The sequence below is a fragment of the Sedimentitalea sediminis genome (genome assembly GCF_042687825.1).
GTDB lineage: Bacteria > Pseudomonadota > Alphaproteobacteria > Rhodobacterales > Rhodobacteraceae > Sedimentitalea.
Genome location: NZ_JBHUQE010000005.1, coordinates 75,949 through 95,585, shown reverse-complemented (window position 1 = coordinate 95,585; position 19,637 = coordinate 75,949). Strand labels below are relative to the sequence as shown.

General features: G+C 67.5%; 19 protein-coding genes and 1 pseudogene. 15 read left to right on the top strand and 5 right to left on the bottom strand.

The features are described from left to right. The first annotated feature begins 25 nt into the window (after positions 1 to 25). The 3 genes from moaB (at position 26) to ACFMPD_RS06145 (ending at position 5,514) form a co-directional block, all read left to right on the top strand. Positions 26 to 568: a molybdenum cofactor biosynthesis protein B gene (moaB, locus tag ACFMPD_RS06155; protein WP_380992892.1), complete on the top strand. Its 543-nt coding sequence runs from the start codon at positions 26 to 28 to the stop codon at positions 566 to 568. 95 nt (positions 569 to 663) lie between these two features. After that, positions 664 to 2,118, top strand: a complete 1,455-nt coding sequence (locus ACFMPD_RS06150; RefSeq protein WP_380992890.1) for an efflux RND transporter periplasmic adaptor subunit — start codon at positions 664 to 666, stop codon at positions 2,116 to 2,118. A gap of 6 nt (positions 2,119 to 2,124) precedes the next feature. Next, positions 2,125 to 5,514, top strand: coding sequence for an efflux RND transporter permease subunit (locus ACFMPD_RS06145; protein ID WP_380992888.1), 3,390 nt, complete (start codon positions 2,125 to 2,127; stop codon positions 5,512 to 5,514). Here the strand turns inward: ACFMPD_RS06145 and ACFMPD_RS06140 are convergent. Further along, positions 5,484 to 5,933: an NUDIX hydrolase gene (locus tag ACFMPD_RS06140; protein ID WP_380992886.1), complete on the bottom strand. Its 450-nt coding sequence runs from the start codon at positions 5,931 to 5,933 to the stop codon at positions 5,484 to 5,486. The genes ACFMPD_RS06145 and ACFMPD_RS06140 overlap by 31 nt on opposite strands. Positions 5,934 to 5,935: 2 nt before the next feature. Beyond that, complete coding sequence (locus tag ACFMPD_RS06135) at positions 5,936 to 6,754, bottom strand: protein-disulfide reductase DsbD domain-containing protein (RefSeq protein ID WP_380992884.1); 819 nt, start codon at positions 6,752 to 6,754, stop codon at positions 5,936 to 5,938. 158 nt (positions 6,755 to 6,912) lie between these two features. Between ACFMPD_RS06135 and ACFMPD_RS06130 the strand changes: the two are divergent. After that, a pseudogene (locus ACFMPD_RS06130) lies at positions 6,913 to 7,479 on the top strand (YqgE/AlgH family protein); the annotation flags it as partial. 50 nt (positions 7,480 to 7,529) lie between these two features. On the opposite strand, the gene ACFMPD_RS06125 reads toward ACFMPD_RS06130, so the two are convergent. Beyond that, positions 7,530 to 8,483 (bottom strand): L-threonylcarbamoyladenylate synthase, encoded by a 954-nt coding sequence (locus ACFMPD_RS06125; protein ID WP_380992882.1) that lies wholly within the window; start codon positions 8,481 to 8,483, stop codon positions 7,530 to 7,532. 140 nt (positions 8,484 to 8,623) lie between these two features. On the opposite strand from ACFMPD_RS06125, the gene ACFMPD_RS06120 reads away from it, so the two are divergent. The 7 genes from ACFMPD_RS06120 to ACFMPD_RS06090 all read left to right on the top strand — a co-directional run bounded on the left by ACFMPD_RS06120 (position 8,624) and on the right by ACFMPD_RS06090 (position 15,198). Beyond that, entirely contained in the window at positions 8,624 to 10,327 is a 1,704-nt protein-coding gene (locus tag ACFMPD_RS06120) for an acyl-CoA dehydrogenase family protein (RefSeq protein ID WP_380993024.1), read from the top strand. A gap of 2 nt (positions 10,328 to 10,329) precedes the next feature. Continuing rightward, positions 10,330 to 11,388, top strand: a complete 1,059-nt coding sequence (locus ACFMPD_RS06115; RefSeq protein ID WP_380992880.1) for an MBL fold metallo-hydrolase — start codon at positions 10,330 to 10,332, stop codon at positions 11,386 to 11,388. After that, positions 11,381 to 11,833: a DUF6173 family protein gene (locus ACFMPD_RS06110; protein WP_380992878.1), complete on the top strand. Its 453-nt coding sequence runs from the start codon at positions 11,381 to 11,383 to the stop codon at positions 11,831 to 11,833. The genes ACFMPD_RS06115 and ACFMPD_RS06110 overlap by 8 nt, the downstream gene beginning before the upstream one ends. Positions 11,834 to 11,906: 73 nt before the next feature. Further along, complete coding sequence (locus ACFMPD_RS06105) at positions 11,907 to 13,754, top strand: glycerophosphodiester phosphodiesterase (RefSeq protein WP_380992876.1); 1,848 nt, start codon at positions 11,907 to 11,909, stop codon at positions 13,752 to 13,754. Further along, positions 13,741 to 14,349, top strand: coding sequence for a hypothetical protein (locus tag ACFMPD_RS06100; RefSeq protein WP_380992874.1), 609 nt, complete (start codon positions 13,741 to 13,743; stop codon positions 14,347 to 14,349). The genes ACFMPD_RS06105 and ACFMPD_RS06100 overlap by 14 nt, the downstream gene beginning before the upstream one ends. Before the next feature lie 92 nt (positions 14,350 to 14,441). Beyond that, positions 14,442 to 14,576 carry an aa3-type cytochrome c oxidase subunit IV gene (locus ACFMPD_RS06095; RefSeq protein WP_380992872.1) on the top strand — a complete coding sequence of 45 codons (135 nt, stop codon included), beginning with the start codon at positions 14,442 to 14,444 and terminating at the stop codon, positions 14,574 to 14,576. Between the two features lie 13 nt (positions 14,577 to 14,589). Continuing rightward, complete coding sequence (locus ACFMPD_RS06090; RefSeq protein ID WP_380992870.1) at positions 14,590 to 15,198, top strand: hypothetical protein; 609 nt, start codon at positions 14,590 to 14,592, stop codon at positions 15,196 to 15,198. Here the strand turns inward: ACFMPD_RS06090 and ACFMPD_RS06085 are convergent. Both ACFMPD_RS06085 and ACFMPD_RS06080 read right to left on the bottom strand, forming a co-directional pair. Beyond that, complete coding sequence (locus tag ACFMPD_RS06085) at positions 15,187 to 15,525, bottom strand: AzlD domain-containing protein (protein WP_380992868.1); 339 nt, start codon at positions 15,523 to 15,525, stop codon at positions 15,187 to 15,189. The two genes, ACFMPD_RS06090 and ACFMPD_RS06085, sit on opposite strands and share 12 nt — an antisense overlap. Further along, entirely contained in the window at positions 15,522 to 16,238 is a 717-nt protein-coding gene (locus ACFMPD_RS06080) for an AzlC family ABC transporter permease (RefSeq protein WP_380992866.1), read from the bottom strand. The genes ACFMPD_RS06085 and ACFMPD_RS06080 overlap by 4 nt, the downstream gene beginning before the upstream one ends. A 49-nt stretch (positions 16,239 to 16,287) precedes the next feature. On the opposite strand from ACFMPD_RS06080, the gene ACFMPD_RS06075 reads away from it, so the two are divergent. Genes ACFMPD_RS06075 through ACFMPD_RS06060 form a run of 4 tightly spaced genes read left to right on the top strand, consistent with a single transcriptional unit; the run spans position 16,288 to position 19,637 of the window. Then, entirely contained in the window at positions 16,288 to 17,178 is an 891-nt protein-coding gene (locus ACFMPD_RS06075; RefSeq protein WP_380993023.1) for a formate dehydrogenase accessory sulfurtransferase FdhD, read from the top strand. 43 nt (positions 17,179 to 17,221) lie between these two features. Beyond that, positions 17,222 to 17,842, top strand: a complete 621-nt coding sequence (gene mobA, locus ACFMPD_RS06070; protein WP_380992864.1) for a molybdenum cofactor guanylyltransferase MobA — start codon at positions 17,222 to 17,224, stop codon at positions 17,840 to 17,842. Further along, on the top strand, positions 17,839 to 18,360 hold the full coding sequence (mobB, locus tag ACFMPD_RS06065) for a molybdopterin-guanine dinucleotide biosynthesis protein B (RefSeq protein ID WP_380992862.1): 522 nt from the start codon (positions 17,839 to 17,841) through the stop codon (positions 18,358 to 18,360). The genes mobA and mobB overlap by 4 nt, the downstream gene beginning before the upstream one ends. After that, entirely contained in the window at positions 18,357 to 19,637 is a 1,281-nt protein-coding gene (locus ACFMPD_RS06060; protein WP_380992860.1) for a molybdenum cofactor synthesis domain-containing protein, read from the top strand. The genes mobB and ACFMPD_RS06060 overlap by 4 nt, the downstream gene beginning before the upstream one ends.

Sequence of the window (19,637 nt, the reverse complement as noted above, 5' to 3'; positions counted from 1 at the left end):
AAGCAAGGGAAAGCGAACCAAACCCATGTCGCGCATAGACGAAACCATGACATTCATCCCGGTCCGCATCGCGGTGCTGACCGTGTCCGACAGCCGCAGCCCGGACGAGGACAGGTCCGGACAGGTGCTGGTCGACCGCGCCTTGGCGGCAGGGCACCAGATCGCCGACCGGGCGCTGCTGCCCGATGAACGGGACCGCATTGCCGACCGGTTGCGGCGCTGGATCGCCGACCCCGAGATTGACGTGGTGATCTCGACCGGCGGCACCGGTCTGACCGGGCGCGACGTCACGGTCGAGGCGCATCGCGACGTCTATGAAAAGGAAATCGAGGCGTTCGGCACCGTCTTTACGATGATCTCGATGGACAAGATCGGCACCAGCGCCGTGCAGTCCCGCGCTACCGGCGGCGTGGCCGGCGGCACCTATCTGTTTGCCCTGCCGGGCAGTCCCGGCGCCTGCAAGGATGCCTGGGATGGCATCCTGTCGCTGCAGCTGGATATCCGGCACCGGCCCTGCAATTTCGTCGAAATCATGCCGCGTCTGACGGAACATCAGCGACGGAAATAGACCGAACCGACGTTAACACCCTTGTGGCTTGGCATTTTTCCGTGTCTCGCTACCTTATGAACAGGGCCGCGCTGTGCGGCCCATAGGTGTAAGCGATGCGTTTCTTGCGGCAAAGTCTGGTCGGATTGTTCCTGGCGTCCCTGACGCTGGCCTTGCTGATCTATGCCGTCAGCCTGGTGGTTTCGGCGGTACAGACCCGGATGAGTGCCGACCGCGCGCCGCCGCAAGCCCGCGAACGGGTTTTTGCGGTCAACCTGGTGACCGCCCGCATCGAGACCATCGCGCCGCAGATGCAGGCCTTTGGCCAGGTCCAGAGCCGCCGCACGCTGGAGCTGCGCACCGCCTTGGGCGGGCGCATCGTGGCGCTGGCCGAGCAGTTCGAAGAGGGCGGCGAGGTTCGCGCCGGCGCGGTTCTGGTGCAGATCGACCCGGCGGATGCGCAATCGGCGCTGGACCGGCTGGAAAACGACCTGCTGGATGCGCAGGCCGAGGTGCGCGATGCCGAACGATCGCTGGCTCTGGCCCGCGACGAATTGGCGGCGGCGGCGGCGCAGGCGGATCTGCGGCAGCGGGCCTATCAGCGCCAGGCCGATCTGCAATCGCGCGGTGTCGGCACCGCCGCCGCCGTCGAGGTGGCCGAACTGGCCGCGGCCTCGGCGCGCCAGGCGGTGCTGTCGCGGCGTCAGGCGGTGGCCCAGTCCGAGGCCCGGGTCGATCAGGCGGCGACGCGGCTGGCGCGGGCCGGCATAGCGGTCGAGACGGGCCGGCGCGATCTGGCGGAAACCACGCTGACCGCGCCCTTTGACGGTACGCTCAGCGAGGTCGATCTGGTCGTGGGGCGTCTGGTGTCGCCGAACGAAAAGCTGGCCTTGCTGGTCGATCCCGGCGCGCTGGAAGTGGCGTTCCGGATATCGACGGCGCAATACGCCAGGCTGCTGGACCACAACGGCGCGCTGGTGTCGGCGCCGATTGTGGCGGCGCTGGACATCTGGGGCGGCGAGCTGCTGGCGTCGGGACGCATCAGCCGCGATAGCGCAGTCGCCGGCGACGGCCAGTCCGGCCGGCTGATCTTTGCCGGGCTGGACAGTGCCGCGGGGTTCAAGCCGGGCGATTTCGTCACCGTCTCGGTGCGCGAACCGCCACAAGAGAATGTCGCCCGGCTGCCCGCCTCGGCGCTGGATGCCGCCGGCACGGTGCTGGTGCTGGGTGCGGATGACCGGCTGGAATCGCTGCAAGTGGAACTGGTGCGGCGGCAGGGCGACGATATTCTGGTGCGCGGTGCCGGGCTGGACGGGCGCGAAGTCGTGGTCGGGCGCACGCCGCTGCTGGGCGCTGGCATCCGCGTGCGCCCCCTGCGCGATCAGGCGCAGCTGGCGCCGGATCAGGCGATGCTGGAACTCAGCGCGGACCGGCGGGCGCGGCTGGTGGCGCTGGTGCGGGCCAATGACCGCATGCCCGAAGCCGACAAGGCACGGCTGCTGGGGCAACTTGCCGAGGCCCGGGTGCCGGCGCGGCTGGTACAGCGGATCGAATCGCGGATCGGGGGCTAGGCGGGCATGGCGCGCGATATTCCCCGCGCCGCCGGCGGCCTGCTGTCCTATTTCACCCGCCACCGCACGGTCGCCAACCTGCTGCTGGTGGTGATGCTGGTGCTGGGCGTGGCGGCGATGCCGAACATGCGCGCGCAGTTTTTTCCCGACGTGATCGTCGACAATGTCACCGTCAAGGTGGAATGGGAGGGCGCCGGACCCGAAGACGTGGACAGTGCCATCGTGCAGGTGCTGGAACCGACCCTGCTGGCGGTCGATGGGGTCCACAGCTCCGGCGCGGTGTCGCGCGAGGGGCTGGCCACCATCGCGCTGGAATTCGAGCCCGGCTGGGACATGGCGCGCGCCGCCGATGACGTGCAGGCGGCGGTGGATGCGGTCACGACCCTGCCTGACGAGGCCGAGGACCCGACCGTGCGCCGCGGCGCCTGGCGCGACCGGGTGACCGATGTGGTGATCACCGGCCCGGTCGCGCCGCAGCAACTGGCGCGCTTTGCCGATGAATTCGTCACCCGCCTGTTCACCGCCGGCGTCACCCGCACGACGATTCGCGGCGTCGCGGCGCCGGAAACCGTGGTCGAGGTGCCGTCGGCCAAGCTGATCGCGCATGACATCACCATGGCCGAGATCGCCGGGGCCATCGCCGCCGAGGTCGATGCCGACCCGGCGGGCGATGTCGGCGGCGCCAATGCGCGGGTGCGCACCGGCACCGAGAAGCGCAGCGCCGAGGCCATCGCCGGCATCGTTCTGCGCTCGCACGCCGATGGCTCGACCCTGACCATCGAGGACATCGCCACCCTCCGGGTCGAGGGCGTGGATCGCAAGCGCAGCTATTTCGTCGGTGACGATCCGGCGATGTCGATCCGCATCGACCGCTCGGACCGGGGCGACGCCATCGGCATTCAGCGCCAGGTCGAACAGGTGGCGGCCGAGATGCAGGCCAGCCTGCCCGCCGGGGTGACGCTGGACCTGATCCGCACCCGCGCGGCCGCGATCAGCGGCCGTCTGGACATACTGGTGGATAACGGCCTGATGGGGCTGGGGCTGGTGCTGTGCCTGCTGTTCCTGTTCCTGAACGCGCGCATCGCGTTCTGGGTGGCGGCGGGGATACCGGCGGCGATGTTTGCCGCCATCGCGCTGATGTATATCGCCGGTCTGACGATCAACATGGTCAGCCTGTTCGGGCTGATCATCACCCTGGGCATCGTGGTGGACGATGCCATCGTGGTCGGCGAACATGCCGATTTCCGCGCCCGCCGGCTGGGCGAGCACCCGGTGCAGGCGGCCGAGAATGCCGCCCGGCGCATGGCGATGCCGGTCTTTGCCGCCACCATGACCACGGTGATCGCGTTTTTCGGCCTGGTCGCCATCGGCGGCCGGTTCGGCGACCTGATCGCGGATATCCCCTTTACGGTGATCGCGGTCCTGCTGGCTTCGCTGGTCGAGTGTTTCCTGATTCTGCCCAACCACATGTCCCATGCCATCGCCCATTCGGCGAAACAGCATTGGTACGACTGGCCGAACCGGGCGGTGAATGCGGGGTTCCGCTGGTTGCGCGATCACCTGTTCAGCCGCGCCATGGTCTGGGTGATCCGGGGGCGCTATGTGGTGCTGGCCGCTGCCGTCGCCATTCTGGCTGGCCAGTTGGCGATGTTCATCCGGGGCGACGTGAAATGGCGGTTCTTCAACGCGCCGGAACGCGGTTCGGTCACCGGTAATTTCGCCATGGTCGAGGGCGCCAGCCGGGCCGACACGCTGGCGATGATGCGCGAGATGCAGCGCGCCACCGAAGCGTTGGGCCGGGAATACGAGGCCCGTCACGGTGTCAATCCGCTGAATTACGTAATTGCCGAGATCGGCGGCAATTCCGGGCGGGGCCTGTCGGGCGTCGAAACCAAAGAGGCGGATCTGCTGGGCGGTATCGCGATCGAGCTGATCGACGCCGATCTGCGGCCCTATTCCAGCTTTGCCTTTGTTGCCGAACTGCAGGAACGGGTGCGTCAGCATCCGATGGCCGAGATCGTGACCTTCCGTGGCTGGCGTTCGGGGCCGGGGGGCGATGCGCTGGACGTGCAGTTCTATGGCGCCGATGTGCATACCCTGAAGGCCGCCAGCCAGGATTTGCAGAGCGCGTTGCTGCGCTATCCCGAAGTCTCCGCGGTGCAGGACAATCTGGCCTATGACAAAGAAGAGCTGATTCTCGATCTGACGGCGCAGGGTCAGGCGCTGGGCTTTACCATCGACGCGCTGGGCCGGGCTCTGCGCGCCCGGCTGAACGGGCTTGAGGCGGCGACCTACCCGGAGGGGCCGCGCAGTGCCGCGATCCGTGTCGAACTGCCGGCGGGCGAGTTGACGGCGAATTTTCTGGACCGCACCTATATGCGCACGCCGCAGGGCAAATACGTGCCCCTGTCCGATATCGTCAGCGTCCAGCAACGTACCGGCTTTTCCACCGTGCGCCGCGAGAACGGCATCCGGGTGATTTCCGTCACTGGAGACATCTCCGAGGACGATCCGGTGCGCGCCGCCGAGATTCAGGACGCGCTGAAGACCGCGATCCTGCCCCGCATCGCCAGCGAACGGCAGGTCGAATGGCGTCTTTCCGGCCTCAGCGAGCAGGAGGGCGACTTCCTGCGCGATGCAAGGAACGGGCTGATCCTGTGCCTGACCGGCGTCTATCTGGTGCTGGCCTGGGTATTCGCCAGCTGGACCCGGCCGCTGGTGGTGATGGCGATCATTCCCTTTGGTCTGGTCGGCACGATCTGGGGCCACCACCTGTGGCAGGTGCCGCTGAGCATGTTCACCGTGGTCGGGCTGCTGGGGCTGACCGGCATCATCATCAACGATTCCATCGTGCTGGTGACGACCATCGACCAATATGCCCGCGAGCGCGGGCTGATCCCGTCGATCATCGAAGGCGCCACCGACCGGCTGCGGCCGGTGATGCTGACGACGCTGACCACCGTGCTGGGCCTGGCGCCACTGCTGTATGAGCAGAGCCAGCAGGCGCAGTTTCTCAAGCCGACGGTGATCACCCTGGTTTATGGGCTGGGGTTCGGCATGGTGCTGGTGCTGCTGGTGGTGCCCGCGCTGGTGGCGGTGCAGAACGACATCGCCCGCCCGCTGGCGGCGCTGCGCCGGGCCGGCGCGGGGCCATTTCGCGCCCTGATCGCGGGTGCCGGGGCGCTGCTGGCGGTCTGGCTGTCGGCCACGATGGGCATGGCGGCACTGACAGGCGGCCTGCCCGCAGCGCTGGCGGCCCTGCTGCCGGCGGCGCTGGCGGATGATCCCCTGATGGCGGGTCTGGCGGTGTTCGTGCCCGGCGCGGCGCTGATCGTGCTGGCGACCTGGCTGCTGGCGGTTCTGGGTTATGCGCGGGGCGGGCCGCGCCGGGTCTGATCGCGCCGGATCGCCTGTTCCATCAGCACGTCCACCTGGTCGCTCATCGGCAGCGTCCCCGCGCGCACCTGCTCCTGCGGCACCCAGGCGGCCTCGATGACGTCATCCGCGGGGCTCGGTGTGCCGCTGACGAAATCGCAGAGCACGGCGGCCAGCAGGTAATGCGCGGTCACGTTGCCCTGCGCGTCATGGCGCAGCACGTCAATATTGGTCAGGTATTCCAGCGGCTCGGCCAGCACGCCGGTTTCCTCGCGCAACTCGCGCGCGGCCGCGGTCAGGGCGGTCTCGCCCAGTTCCACATGGCCGCCGGGGAACCCCCACAGCCCGGCATCGGGCGGATTTCGGCGCCGGGCCAGCAGCACGTGACCAGTGGTGACGACAACGGCAATGGCGCCGATCCTGGGGACGGGTGCGGTCATGCCTAGCCGGGCGTGCAGCCCTGGATGTCGACCGCGTGGTCGCGTCCCAGCACGGTGATGCGCACCGCTGCGCGGTCCAGCGCATAGCTGCCTTGCCCGTCGACATGCACAAGGTCGCTGGCGGCGATCAGCACCCCGCCCTGGCGGCGGGTTTGTGCCGGCGAGGCCCAGATGCGGGCGTTGCCCGGTTCGATCACCGCCACCTCGTGCCCGCCCGCCGCCGGCATGTCGATCCGCGCCTCAAGGCGCATGCCGCCCTTGATCGGGGTCAGGCGGCAGATGGCCGACGTGACCCCGGCCTCGGCACGGTCATAGGGACGCTGGGCGAGCGCCGCCGCGATGACCGGGTTGCGCTCGGCCTTGGCATCCAGCCGGTGGTCGACGGACAGGGTGCCGGGAATGCAGACGTCCTTGCAGATGCCGATCTCGACCTTGCCGCGCAGGCGCACCGGCCTGCCGGGTTCGGTGGGGGTGATCTCGACGGGCAGAACCAGCTGGTTCCTGTAGCCGATCGACTGCAGCCCGCCCTGGTCGAACACCAGCGGGGCCGGCCAGATGATATGGACCTTGCCCAGATTGCTGGACCGGCGCCAGTCGAACTGTGGCGGAATGCCGGCATCGCCCGGCGCCCGCCAATAGGTCTTCCAGCCATCCGACAGGTGCAGGCGCAGCGCGGTCAGATAGGTGCCGCGTTCGGTCATACCCCCATCCAGCACCTCGATGCGCACCAGGTTGCCCAGATCGTTCCGCGCCAGAGCCGGCGCCGCCGGCAGGATCGACGCGCCGAGCAGCGTCAGAACTGTGAGAAATCGTTTTATCATGCCAAAGTCTTGGGCACTCGCGCCTGAAAAGCCAAGTCACTTTCCGGTCAACGCCATGCCAAAATCGACACAGCACCGATCTATCTCTTGCACCAGAGCGGGGCTGAGGCCATGTTGGTCCGAGGTGGCAACCGGGTGGGGAATGCAGACATAAAGAGCAGGGACGATACATGGATCTGACCGGAAAACTGTTGATTGCCATGCCTGGAATGGGCGATCTCAGGTTCGAACATTCCGTGGTTTTCCTGTGCAGTCACGGCAGCTCGGGCGCGATGGGGCTGATCGTCAACAAGCCCGCGGAAGATGTGCGCCTGTCGCATCTGTTGGAACAGCTGGACATCGAGCCGAAACCGCCGGGGCGCGACATGACGGTGCATTTCGGCGGCCCGGTGGAAAGCGCGCGCGGCTTCGTACTGCATTCGCCCGATTATACGTCCAGTCTGCAGTCCATGACGGTGTCGGACCGGTTCAGCATGACTGCGACGCTGGACATCCTCGAGGATATCGCCGTCGGCAGCGGACCCGAGCGCGCCCTGATGATGCTGGGCTATGCCGGTTGGGGGCCGGGACAGCTGGAGGCCGAGATCACCATGAACGGCTGGCTGACCACCGAGGCCGATAGCGATCTGGTCTTTGCCACTCAAGATACTGAGAAATGGGGCGGGGCGCTGAAATCGTTGGGGGTGGACCCGCTGACCTTGTCGGCCAGCGCCGGTCACGCCTGAATCAGGGTCGGATGTCGCGCGGAACGCGCGCGGGTCGGTTGTCGCGCGGGCTAGGTGTCGCGCGGCGCGGCAGCGCGGCGCAGGCGGTCGTTGATCGCCAGACCCAGCCCGTGATCCGGCACCGGTGCGACCGCGATCATCGCGGACATCCGGTCCAATTTATGCAGATGTCCGAACAGATTGGCCGCGGCCTCGGTCAGGTCTCCGGTTTGCGACAGGTTCAGATCGCAATCCATCGGACCAAACCCCAGGAGAAGCTCGCCGGCGCGCGGGAAGCGGGCTTGCAGGCGCAGCGCGGCGGCGGGGGCATAGTGCGATTGCAACTGGCCAGGGGCGGTGACGCCCTCCTTGTCCCCGGCACGGGCCAGGGTATGGCCCAGCGCGGTCTCGATCACCTCGACCGGCAATCCACCGGGACGCAGCAGCACCGGCCGGTCCCCGGTCAGCCCGACAATGGTCGATTCCAGCCCCACCGGGCAGGGCCCGTCATCGACAACGGCGGCGATTTTGCCCTGCAAGCCGGCCAGCACATGCCGCGCCTGGGTGGCGCTGATCTGCCCGGACAGGTTGGCCGACGGGGCGGCCAGCGGACCGCCGAACATGTGCATCAGGCGCTGTGCGATCGACTGCGCCGGCACCCGTACGGCCAGGCTGTCCAGCCCCGCCGTCACCAGCGGGGCGATGCCGTGCTCTGCGCGCAGCGGCAACACCAGCGTCAGCGGCCCGGGCCAGAAGGCGCTTGCCAGCCGGTCGGCGGTATCGCTCCAGATGACGTGACGTTGCGCGATGGTCGCGTCGGGCACATGCACGATCAGCGGGTTGAAAGCGGGCCGGCCCTTGGCGGCAAAGACCTTGGCCACCGCCGTCCCCGATCGGGCGTCGGCACCCAGCCCATAGACGGTTTCAGTGGGAAAGGCGATGCATTCGCCCGCCGTCAGCAGGTTGGCGGCCTGGGCCAGGTGGGCCACCGAGGTCGACAATGTCACTGTGTTGGTGCCGCTCATCGGTCTGGCTTTTCTGACGCTGCGTTCGGGTTGCGTGACCCGGCAAGGTGGTTTCGAATGGAATTGTCCTTTTTCCATAACCGGTGGTAACCTGCAATGCCAAGCCCATCGGTTTCCGTTCATCGATCATGAGGAATGCCATGCCCTTTCGCGCGCCCATCTCCGAGTATGAATTCCTGCTCAGTCATGTCACCGGCTTTGCGCAGGTGGCCGAAACCGACCGTTTTGCCGAGGCCAGCCCGGACATGGTCAGCGCTATTCTGACCGAGGCCGGCAAGATGTGCGAAGAGGTGATGGCGCCCCTGAACCGGGGCAGCGATCTGAACCCGGCGCGGCTGGAAAACGGAGTCGTGCGCACTTCGCCCGGCTTTGACCAGGGCTGGAAGGCGATTGCCGAGGGCGGCTGGATCGGCATCAGCGCCGACCCGGAATATGGCGGCATGGGCCTGCCGATGACGCTGACCACGGCGGTGAACGAGATGATGGCAGCCGCCTGCCTGTCGCTGCAACTGGCGCCCCTGATGGGGCAGGGCCAGATTGAGGCGCTGGAACACCATGCCAGCGACGAATTGAAACGCCTGTACCTGCCCAAGCTGCTTAGCGGCGAATGGAGCGGCACGATGAACCTGACCGAACCGCAGGCCGGGTCCGATGTTGGCGCCCTGTCCAGCAAGGCGGTGCCCAATGGCGACGGCACCTACAGCGTCTCGGGCCAGAAGATCTTTATCAGCTGGGGCGACAATGACATCACCGGCAATGTCTGCCACCTGGTGCTGGCCCGGCTGCCGGACGCGGCCCCGGGAACGCGCGGCATCAGCCTGTTCCTGGTGCCCAAGCGGCTGCCGGACGAACACGGCGACCCGGGGGCCGAGAACGGCGTGCGGGTGGTCAGCCTGGAACACAAGCTGGGCATTCACGGCTCGCCGACCTGCGTCATGGAATATGACGGCGCCACCGGCTGGCTGGTCGGCGAGGAAAACCGCGGCATGGCGGCGATGTTCACCATGATGAACAACGCCCGGCTGGGGGTCGGCGGCCAGGGTGTCGGGCTGGCGGAACGCGCCTATCAGCGGGCGCTGGCCTATGCGATGGAGCGCAAACAGGGCAAGACCGCCAGCGGCACCATCGTCGATCACGCCGACGTGCGCCGCATGCTGCTGACGATGAAGGCCGATACCTTTGCCGCGCGGGCCGTACTGCTGGCCTGTGCCGCCGCCATCGACATGCAGACCGCCACCGCCGACCCGGCCTGGACGGCGCGGGCCGCGCTGCTGACGCCGATCGCCAAGGTGTTTGGCACCGAGACCGGGATTTCTGTCGCCGAGACCGGCGTGCAGGTACATGGCGGCATGGGCTATATCGAGGAAACCGGCGCCGCGCAGCTGGCGCGCGACGTGCGCATCACCGCGATCTACGAGGGCACCAACGGCATCCAGGCGATGGATTTGGTGGGACGCAAGATGATGGATGGCGGCGAGGCCGCGATGCGGCTGCTGGATGAGATCGAAGCCCATGCCGAGGGTGCGCGGGCCGACAACCCGGCGATGGCCGAGGCGGTCTGGCAGGCGACGGAATCGCTGCGCGAGACCACCGAATGGTTGGTGGCGCAGGATCAGATGAACGACCGGTTTGCCGGTGCGGTGCCCTATCTGCGGGCCTTTGCCCGGGTGCTGGGCGGCCATTTCCACCTGGCCGCGGCGCAGGCCGACAGGGGCGGGGCGCGCGACAAGCTGGCGCGGTTCTACATCGCCCATCTGCTGCCGGAGCATGTCGGCCTGCTGAGCCAGGCACAATGCGGCGCGGCGGTGCTGTATGATCTCGATCTGCAAGAGCTGGCAGGCTGAGCATGGATGGCGATCTGGCCCCGGCCCTGCACTATCCCTGGGAGACGCCGCCCGGGCGCGGCGAGGCCATCGAGGTGGCGCCGGGTGTGCTGTGGATGCGCCTGCCGCTGCCGATGAAGCTGGACCATGTCAATGTCTATGCGCTGGATGACGGCGATGGCTGGACGCTGATCGACACCGGCATGGCCAGCGGGCTGAGCCGCCGCATCTGGGGCGATCTGCTGGCCGGGCCGCTGGCCGGCAAGCCGGTGCACCGGGTGGTGGTGACGCATCACCACCCCGATCATGTCGGGCTGGCCGGCTGGTTTCAGACCGAACACCGTGCCGAACTGGTCGCGACCCGCACCGCCTGGCTGTTCGCGCGGATGCTATGGCTGGACGATCAGCCGCGCCCGCCCGAAGAGACGCTGGCGTTTTGGCGCGGCGCCGGAATGGACCCGGATATCCTGGCCCAGCGCAGCGTCGAAAAACCGTTCAACTATGCCGATGTGGTGGCGCCGATGCCGCTGGGGTTCCGCCGCGTGGCGCAGGACGACGTGATCGAGATGGGCGGGCGGCGCTGGGACGTGCATGTCGGCAACGGCCACGCGCCGGAACATGCCACCTTCTGGAGCCGGGACGACAATCTGGTGATCTCGGGCGATCAGATCCTGTGTTCGATCAGCCCGAATATCGGCGTCTACGCCACCGAACCCGAGGCCGACCCGCTGACCGGCTGGCTGGAAAGCTGCGAACGGTTCCGACCGCTGGCCAACCCCGACCAACTGGTTCTGGGCGGCCACAAGCTGCCGTTTCACGGCCTGCCGTTCCGCCTGCATCAGCTGATCGAGAACCACCATGGCGCCCTGCGGCGCCTGCTGGACTTCCTGCAGCACCCGCAGCCCGCCGCCGCCTGTTTCCCGACCCTGTTCAAGCGCAGTATCGGGGCCGGGGAATACGGGCTGGCGCTGGTCGAGGCGGTGGCCCATGTCAATCACCTGTATACCGCCGGGCTGGTGACCCGGACCCGGCGCCAGGACGGGGCCTGGCTCTATCAGAGCAAGGAGCGAAAACATGGATGACAAGATCAGCACCACCGCCGAGCTGAGCGAGGACGAGGTGTTTCCCAAGATGTGCGAGGTGCATGCCGATCCGGGCCGCGGGGCCGGGCTGACGCAGGTGCCCGAACGGCTGAAACAGCCGGTGGACAGCAAAAGCCCGGCGCAGTGGGCCTATGAGCGGCTGATCATCTATATCGAGAATTTCGAGAAACAACTGGACGCCGAACACGAGGTCGCCATGGGGTTCGTCGGCGGCGATATCGGCGTGCTGCGCATCGAGGGGCTGGGCTATTACGACCCGGACATCGTCACCTTTTACGGCAGTGACGGCGACGGGCTGCGCACGCAGCTGGTGCAACATGTCAGCCAGCTGAGCGTGTTGCTGCGCGCCTTGCCCCGGCCCAGCCCGGATGCGCCGGCCAACCGCATCGGGTTTCGGCTTGCGGCGGAACTGGAAAAAGGCTGACTTCATCTTGACCTGACCCTTGCCCGGGGCCTCTGCGTTCGGTTCAATGGGGCGTGGATTTCCGGAGCGCGTGATGTCCGACCTGTTGACCGTCATCAATGCCTACAAAACGGCCTGGTCCCGGCGCCGGGTGTTCATCGTCACCTATCTGGCTCTGCGCCTGATTACCTATGCGGTACTGGCGCCGCTGCTGGGCGGGCTGATCAATTTCGCTGTGTCGCTCTCGGATCAGGCGGCGCTGACCGATCAGGACATTGCCGGGTTTCTGCTGACCCCTGCCGGGTTTGTCGCGGCCACCGTCGTGCTGGGGCTGCTGCTGGTGGTCGAGGTTCTGGGCTTTGCGGTCATGGCGGCGATCTGGCGGGGCGGGGGGGCGGACAGTCTGATCGCCGCCCGGGCCGCCTTTTGGGCGGTTCTGCGCCGGGCGCGGCCGCTGGTGGTGTTCGCCATCCTGTTCGTGCTGCGGGTTCTGGCGCTGTCCTTGCCGTTTGTGGTGGCCGGTCTGCTGATCGCCTGGTGGTTCCTGAGCGAGTACGACATCAACTATTACCTGACCTATCGTCCCCCCGAGGCGCTGTTGGCCGGCGCGCTGATCGCGGCGCTGCTGCTGGCGCTGGCGGCGCTGCTGCTGGTGCGCCTGTCGGGCTGGGCGCTGGCCTTGCATCTGATACTGTTTGACGCCACTGCGCCGCGCGCCGCCTTTGCCCGCAGTGCGGCGCGCATGACCGGTCACCGGCTGCGCCTGCAGCGGCAAATGATCGGCTGGCTCGTGTTGCGTGCTGCCCTGATGGGGGTGATGGGCCTGCTGGCCGGCGGCGCCCTGCATCTGATACCGCTGGAAACAGCCGAGAGTCTGCGCCTGGTTCTGTCCGTTACCCTGGCCATGGTGTCACTGTGGGGGCTGGGCAATACGGTGGTTTCGGCGCTGGCGCTGGGCGCGCTGGCGCGGCTGGTGCATGACTATTTTGACGGTGGCGCCCCTTTGCCAGCGGCACCGGAACGCGCGCCCGGATCGTTTCGCCGCACGCTGGCGCTGGCCGGTGTTTCGATCGCCGGGCTGGCGGTTGTCGGCTTTGGCTCGGCGGGGCAGTTGCTGGACCGGATCAGCACCGAGGACCAGGTCGAGATCATCGCCCATCGCGGCGCTGCCGGCAGCCGGCCGGAAAACACCCTGGCCGCAGTGGAACAGGCGATCGGTGACGGGGCCGACTGGGTCGAGATCGACGTACAGGAAACCGCTGACGGGCAGGTCGTGGTGATGCATGACAGCGACTTCATGAAACTGGCCGGGGTCGATCTGAAGATCTGGGATGCCGAGATGGGCGATCTGGCCGGGATCGACATCGGCGGCTGGTTCGACCCGGTCTATGCGGATCAGCGTACTCCGCTGCTGCGCGATGTTCTGACGACCGCCAGGGACCGCTCCAAGGTGTTGATCGAACTGAAATACTATGGCCATGACGTGGCCCTGGAAACGCGGGTGGCCGAGATCGTCAAGGATCTGCAGATGGCGGATCAGATCGCCACCATGTCGCTGAAGTATCCGGCGGTGCAAAAGATGCGGGCGCTGCAGCCGGACTGGCGCACCGGCGTTCTGGCGGCCACGGCGATTGGCGATCTGACCAAGCTTGAGGGCGATTTCATCGCCGTCAACATGGGGCAGGCGGGGCCGCGACTGGTCGACGCCACCGATGCGGCCGGCAAGGATCTGTATGTCTGGACGGTGAACGACCCGCTGGACATGTCCAAGATGATTTCGATGGGCGTTGACGGGTTGATCACCGACGAGCCGGCGCTGGCGCGCCAGGTGCTGCAGATCCGCGCCGAACTGAGCACCCCCGAGCGGCTGGTGTTGTGGCTGAGCGAGGAACTGGGCCTGAGCCTGAGCAATGCAAGGGGGTATCGCGATGACTCGCCGTGAAATCACGGCTGCCGCGCTGGGCGTGGCGCTGAGCCTGGTGGCCGGGGCGGTGTCGGCCCAGACCGGCGGACAGGGCCGGAACGGGGACCAGTCCGGGTTGGCCCGGATGCTGGAAGTGCGGGCGCATCAGGCGCTGATCGAAAGGATCGGCAGGGACGATGCGGTGCTGGCGCCGTTTGCAACCGATGGCTGCAGCGGTGGCCTGTCGGATGTCTGGCGGATGGTGTCGGCGCGGTTCCCGGACTTTGCCGCGGCGCATGAGGACCGGCCCCCCTGGGAGCCTTGCTGTGTCGTGCATGATGCGGCCTATCATGACGGCACAGGCGGCGGCACTGCCGAGGCCGGCTATGCGGCGCGCCTGCAGGCGGATGCGGCGCTGCGCCTCTGTGTGATCGATATCGGCGAGACCCGGAAACGCCAACTGGCCGAGGCCTATGACATCGACAGCGCCACCGTGATAGCCGGCTATGAGGTGATTGCGGACGCGATGTATCTGGCGGTGCGTCTGGGCGGCGCGCCCTGTTCCGGCCTGTCCTGGCGCTGGGGGTTCGGCTGGCCGGATTGCGATTTCCTGACGGCCGCCCCGCCCGAGTGACGCGGAATTGCCCGGCACCGCGATTGACGTGGTGACAGAGAGAAGCAATTGCGCTAGTCAACGAAAAACCAACGCGAACGGGAACAGGCGATATGGCTGAACACAAACACGGCGAAATGGACATCAAAACCCAGACCGACACGTTTAACGGTTTCATGAAATTCACCACCTGGTCAGTGGTTCTGATCCTGCTTGTCCTTGTTTTCCTTGCGGTCTTTGCCCGCTGATCGGGGGGACGCGATGCGCCGTGTGATCTGCGGACTGGTGGCGGCTGTGGCGGTCGCCGGATGCACCGTGAACGAGCAATATGCCGACGATCAGGCCGTGGCCGCCGCCAGCTATCGCGATTCCGGCCCTCCGTCTCTGACCCTTTACACGATGATCAATAACCGGTCGGGCGAAGGCGCGCACTCGGCGCTGATGATCAATGCCTCCGAGCGGGTGATCTTTGACCCGGCGGGCTCGTTCTATTCGGATGTCACGCCCGAGCGGCACGATGTGCTCTTTGGGATCACGCCCTATATCGAAAAGGCCTATCGCAGTGCGCATGCGCGCAGCACTTATCACGTGGTCAGCCAGAAGATCGAGGTGTCCCCGGAACAGGCCCAGACCGCCTATCAGCTGGCGCTGAACAACGGCTCGGTTCCCAGCGCCTTTTGCGCCAATGCCACGTCAAAGTTGCTGGCAAAGGTGCCGGGGTTCGAGGCGATCGACAGCACGATGTATCCGAAAACCCTGATGACGCAGTTCGAACAGGTGCCGGGCGTGCACACCGACCGGTACTACGAAAATGACAGCCCGGACCTGCAACGGGCGCTGGTCGAGACCAACGCGGCGCTAACCCAGTAGATAGAGCAGCCCGTACAGCGTGCCGGCGCCGGCCAGGATCGCCGCCAGCACGTTCCGGCTGATCATTCCCACGGCGATGGTGACCAGCGCCGCGGCCAGGCGCGTCGGGTCAGACTGGCCGTCGGTCGCCGCGGGCCAGACCACCAGCGGCGTGACCAGCGCCGGCAGGATCGCCACGGCTGTATAGCGCAGATGTCGTAGCAGCCAGTCCGGCATCTGGCGGCTGCCGATCAGGCCGATGAACACGAACCGCAAGGCAAAACTGCCCAGGGCGAGACCGATGATGACGGTCCACAAGGTGACCGGATCGGGCGGCGGGGCGGTCATGCCGGGGACTTTCGGCGATCGAGAATCTGCTCGACACGCGCGCCGGTGGCCATGCCGGCGAAACCGGCGGCCAGCAGACCCAGATTATAGGGCAAGCCGGTGGCCAGCAGCGCGGTCAGAACGGCCACCAGCGCCGCGGCCAGATGTGCCGGGGTGCGCAACATCGGCGCGACCATTGCCAGAAAGGTGATCGGCAGGGCGAAATCCAGCGCCCAGCTGTCGGGTATCTGCGCGCCCATCACCGCACCGGTCAGCGAGGCGGCATACCAGACCGGCGCGATCAGCCCGACGGTGCCGGCAAAGTAACGCAGGCGCTGGGACAGCACCATGTTCCGGTCGGTCTCAAAGCGCACCACCGACAGGGCATAGGATTGATCGACGGTGAAATAGGCGGCCAGGGCGCGCTGCCACAGCGATGCCTGGCCCAGATACGGGGTCAGCGCCGCCGAATACATCGCGACCCGCAGGTTCACCGCCAGGGCCGAGACCAGCACGATCAGAGTCGGGCTGTGTTCCTGCATCAGCTGCAGGGCGGTGAACTGCGCCGCGCCGGCAAAGACGGTCACGGTGAATGTCATGGTCTGTATCAGGTTCAGCCCCGCCTCGGTGGCCAGCACGCCAAACAGCATGCCAAAGGGGCCGGCGACCAGCACAAAGGGCAGGCTGTCGCGGATGCCTCTCCAGAAATAGGATTTCGGTGTGGTGGTCGACATGCTCAGCCCCTAATGTGACCCAGTCTGCACTAGCGAGGATCGAGAGGCGATTCAATTGGCTACAAAACCGGATGTCGCGGATTACATCATAGCGCCGGACCCGGAGGCGCCACGCCTGACCCGGGCGGTGCAGGGCGTCGATCAGAATGGCGCGCGCGCGGCGATCTCGGTGGTCGAGGAACGGCCCCTGACGATTTTTCTGAACGGTCAGGAAATCGTCACCGCGATGACCATCGGCGACTATCCCGAATATCTGGCGCTGGGGTTTCTGCGCAATCAGGGCATGCTGCAGGCCGATGACCGGATCACCGGGGTCGATCACGACGACGAGCTGGACACCGTCGTCGTGCGTACCGCGCGCCGTACCTCGTACGAGGAAAAACTGCGCAAAAAGACCCGCACCTCGGGCTGTGCCGTGGGCACGGTGTTTGGCGACATGATGGAGGGTCTGGAGGCGGTGCGCCTGCCACAGACCCCGGTGCGCAGCAGCTGGCTCTATGCGCTGGCGGCGCGAATCAACCGCACCCCGTCGCTGTATCTGCAGGCCGGTGCCATCCATGGCACGGTGCTGTGCCAGGCCGACCGGCCGCTGGTCTATATGGAGGATGTCGGCCGGCACAACGCGGTCGACAAGATCGCCGGCTGGATGCTGCAGACCGGCACGGGGGCTGCGGACAAGATCCTTTATACCACCGGGCGGCTGACCTCGGAAATGGTGATCAAGACGGCGCTGATGGGCATTCCGGTGCTGGCCTCGCGCTCGGGCTTTACCGCCTGGGGGGTCGAGATCGCCCGCGATGTCGGCCTGACCCTGATCGGGCGCATGCGCGGCCAGCGCTTTGTCTGCCTGTCCGGCGACGAACGGCTGATCCGGGACGCCGATCCGGACCAGGTGCCGCCCGAAGACAGCAAGCACCGCCGCCAGAGCGCGCGGTCATGACGGGCCGGTTCTGCAGCAGGCCGGTCCGGCATGGCGGTGGCCGATGACGGCGCCGCCCGGTGTCATCCTGGCCGGCGGTCTGGCCAGCCGCATGGGCGGCGGCGACAAGGGGCTGCTGATGCTGGGCGAACAGCCGTTGTTGACACATGTGATCGCGCGGCTGCGGCCGCAGGTCTCCGGGCTGGCGCTGAACGCCAATGGCGATGCCGCCCGGTTCGCCGATTTCGGCCTGCCGGTCCTGCCTGACAGCGTGCCGGGCTATGCCGGGCCGCTGGCCGGGGTGCTGGCAGGGCTGGACTGGGCCGCCGGGCAGGGGGCGGACAGCATCGTCACCGCGGCGGCGGACACCCCGTTTTTTCCGACAGATCTGGTGGCGCGCCTGCAGGCGGCCGGTGACGGCATGGCGGTGCCGCTGGTGCTGGCGGCGACCCCGGATGCGCGGCGCGGGCAGGTACGGCACCCGACCTTTGGGCTGTGGCCGGTGGTGCTGCGCGAGGATCTGCGGGCGGCCCTGCGGGACGGCATGCGCAAGGTGGTGCTGTGGACTGACCGGCACGGCGCGCGCGAGGCGCTGTTTCAGGCCTCGGGGCACGATCCGTTCTTTAACGTCAACACGCCGGCGGACCTGCAGGCCGCCGCGACATTGCTGGGCGAGGTTTCATGAGGCTCTATGGCGTGACCGGCTGGAAGAATTCCGGCAAGACCGGCCTGATGGAACGGCTGGTGGCCGACATCACCGGGCGCGGGTTTTCGGTCTCGACCGTCAAACACGCTCATCACGACGCTGAAATCGACCAGCCGGGGCGCGACAGTCACCGCCACCGCATCGCCGGCGCGCAAGAGGTATTACTGGCCTCGGGCAGCCGCTGGGCGCTGATGCACGAGCTGCGCGGCGCCGCCGAACCGCCGCTGCACGACTTGCTGCGGCGCCTGTCGCCGGTGGATCTGGTGCTGGTCGAGGGGTATAAACGCGCCGCGCATCGCAAGATCGAGGCACATCGCGCCGCCACCGGGGCGGCGTTGATCGCGGACCGGGACGACACGGTCCGCGCGGTGGCCAGCGATGCGCTGCGGGCACTGGATCGCCCGGAAATCGAGCCGCCGGGCTTTGACCGGCCGGTCTTTGATCTAAACGACACCGCCGCGATCGCCGATTTCATCCTGACAGAGGTGGGGTTGTGAGCGGGCCGGACACCAAAGCGGGCCGGATTGCCCCGCCGCCCCTGCGCGATGACTGCTTTGCCCTGCCGGCCGGCGTGGCCTGGACCCCGGTGGAGGATGCGCTGGCGCTGTTGCGCGACCGTCTGAGTGCGGTCACCGGCACCGAGACCCTGCCCCTGGCGCAGGTCCTGGGGCGGGTGCTGGCAGAGGATGTGATCGCGGCGCGCTCGAACCCGCCCTTGGCCAATTCGGCGGTGGACGGCTACGGGTTTGCCGGGGCGATGCCCGAGGGCGCGCATGTGCTGCCGCTGGTGCCGGGACGGGCCGCGGCGGGTGCGCCGCATGCCGGTACGGTGGCGCCGGGCCACGCGATCCGCATCCTGACCGGTGCTGCCCTGCCGGCCGGGGTGGATACGGTGATCCTGCAGGAAGACGTCAACAGCGATGGTCGCCAGATCGCCTTTCACGGCCCGCTCAGAGCCGGCGCAAATGCCCGTGCGGCGGGCGAGGATGTGCAGGCCGGCGCGCGCGCCCTGTCGGCGGGTCGGGTGCTGACACCGGCCGATCTGGCGCTGCTCTCGGCGGTCGGTGTGGCGCGGGTGGCGGTGCGCCACCGGTTGCGGGTGGCGGTGCTGTCCACCGGTGACGAACTGGTCGAGCCGGGGGCTGCCGCCGGACCGGGACAGATCCATGACGCCAACCGGCCGATGCTGTTGGCGATGGCCGCGCGGTTCGGCTTTGCGCCGGTGGATATGGGCCGGGCCGCGGATGACCGGGCCGCCCTGCGGGCTTGCCTGGATGCGGCGGCGGACCGGGCCGACGTGATCCTGACCAGCGGCGGCGCGTCGGCGGGCGACGAGGACCATGTATCGGCCCTGTTGACCGAGGCCGGCGCGATGCAGGAATGGCGGATCGCGATGAAGCCCGGGCGCCCGCTGGCCCTGGGCCTGTGGCGCGGCACGCCGGTCTTCGGCCTGCCGGGCAACCCGGTGGCGGCGATGGTCTGCACCCTGATTTTTGCGCGCCCGGCCATGGGCCTGCTGGCCGGGGCTGGCTGGCAGGCTCCGCCTGCGTTCGACGTGCCGGCGGATTTCGAGAAACGCAAGAAGCCGGGCCGCCGCGAATATCTGCGTGCCCGGATCCGGGACGGGCGCGCCCAGGTCTTTGCCTCAGAGGGATCGGGCCGCATCAGCGGCCTCAGCTGGGCCGAGGGGCTGGTCGAAATCGGCGACGGCGCCTGTCACATCCGGCCCGGCGATCCTGTCCGGTTCCTGCCGTTTTCCGGTTTCGGACTGTAG

Coding starts and splice junctions, on each gene's coding strand:
- ACFMPD_RS06080 (WP_380992866.1), bottom strand. CDS start 16,238: ATGTCGACCACCACACCGAAATCCTATTTCTGGAGAGGCATCCGCGAC.
- moaB (WP_380992892.1), top strand. CDS start 26: ATGTCGCGCATAGACGAAACCATGACATTCATCCCGGTCCGCATCGCG.
- ACFMPD_RS06110 (WP_380992878.1), top strand. CDS start 11,381: ATGGATGACAAGATCAGCACCACCGCCGAGCTGAGCGAGGACGAGGTG.
- ACFMPD_RS06085 (WP_380992868.1), bottom strand. CDS start 15,525: ATGACCGCCCCGCCGCCCGATCCGGTCACCTTGTGGACCGTCATCATC.
- ACFMPD_RS06135 (WP_380992884.1), bottom strand. CDS start 6,754: ATGATAAAACGATTTCTCACAGTTCTGACGCTGCTCGGCGCGTCGATC.
- ACFMPD_RS06145 (WP_380992888.1), top strand. CDS start 2,125: ATGGCGCGCGATATTCCCCGCGCCGCCGGCGGCCTGCTGTCCTATTTC.
- mobA (WP_380992864.1), top strand. CDS start 17,222: ATGACGGCGCCGCCCGGTGTCATCCTGGCCGGCGGTCTGGCCAGCCGC.
- ACFMPD_RS06090 (WP_380992870.1), top strand. CDS start 14,590: ATGCGCCGTGTGATCTGCGGACTGGTGGCGGCTGTGGCGGTCGCCGGA.
- ACFMPD_RS06150 (WP_380992890.1), top strand. CDS start 664: ATGCGTTTCTTGCGGCAAAGTCTGGTCGGATTGTTCCTGGCGTCCCTG.
- ACFMPD_RS06095 (WP_380992872.1), top strand. CDS start 14,442: ATGGCTGAACACAAACACGGCGAAATGGACATCAAAACCCAGACCGAC.
- ACFMPD_RS06120 (WP_380993024.1), top strand. CDS start 8,624: ATGCCCTTTCGCGCGCCCATCTCCGAGTATGAATTCCTGCTCAGTCAT.
- ACFMPD_RS06100 (WP_380992874.1), top strand. CDS start 13,741: ATGACTCGCCGTGAAATCACGGCTGCCGCGCTGGGCGTGGCGCTGAGC.
- ACFMPD_RS06105 (WP_380992876.1), top strand. CDS start 11,907: ATGTCCGACCTGTTGACCGTCATCAATGCCTACAAAACGGCCTGGTCC.
- mobB (WP_380992862.1), top strand. CDS start 17,839: ATGAGGCTCTATGGCGTGACCGGCTGGAAGAATTCCGGCAAGACCGGC.
- ACFMPD_RS06125 (WP_380992882.1), bottom strand. CDS start 8,483: ATGAGCGGCACCAACACAGTGACATTGTCGACCTCGGTGGCCCACCTG.
- ACFMPD_RS06115 (WP_380992880.1), top strand. CDS start 10,330: ATGGATGGCGATCTGGCCCCGGCCCTGCACTATCCCTGGGAGACGCCG.
- ACFMPD_RS06140 (WP_380992886.1), bottom strand. CDS start 5,933: ATGACCGCACCCGTCCCCAGGATCGGCGCCATTGCCGTTGTCGTCACC.